The sequence below is a fragment of the Amycolatopsis sp. SID8362 genome (genome assembly GCF_010550475.1).
GTDB lineage: Bacteria > Actinomycetota > Actinomycetes > Mycobacteriales > Pseudonocardiaceae > Amycolatopsis > Amycolatopsis eburnea.
The window spans coordinates 1-543 of sequence record NZ_JAAGNB010000426.1 but is presented as its reverse complement, the minus strand read 5'-3'; the positions used below and the strand labels follow the sequence as shown (position 1 = coordinate 543).

The 543-nt window shown below is 76.8% G+C and carries 1 pseudogene; it reads left to right on the top strand.

The features are described 5' to 3' along the window. Positions 1 to 543 (top strand): annotated as a pseudogene (locus tag G3I65_RS13515) (phospholipase); the annotation flags it as partial.

Genomic DNA, 543 nt, shown 5'->3' with positions numbered 1-543 from the left:
CGTGACGGCGCTGGCGCACTGGGCAGGCGCCGCCGAGACGGCGTGGTGGCCGCTCACCTGGCTCACCCAGCTCGCCCCGCTGATCTTCTTCGCCGGCGGCCACGCCAACGCCGCCGGCTGGCGCGCGGAACAGGAACGGGGCGGCGGCTACCGCCACTTCCTGGCCGAGCGCGCCAGCCCGCTGCTGCGCCCGGCGCTGATCTTCGCCGTCGTCGCGCTGCTGACGCCGCTCGCGCTCGAACTGCTCGGCAGCCCGGCCGGGACGACGGCCACGGTCATGCGGATCGCGCTGCACCCGCTCTGGCTGCTCGGGGTCTACCTGCTGACGATCGTCTGCGCGCCCCCGCTGCTAGCGCTGCACCGCCGGGCGCCGGTGACCGCGACCGCCGTCCTGCTCGCGCTGGTCGTCGGCGGCGAGGTGCTCGCGGACGCCACCGGTTCGCCCCTGCCCCGCTATGCGGCGACGTTCGCCCTCGCCCTCCTCGCCCAGCAGCTCGCCTTCGCGCACGCGGACGGCGTGCGCCCGTCGCGGCGGCTGCTCGC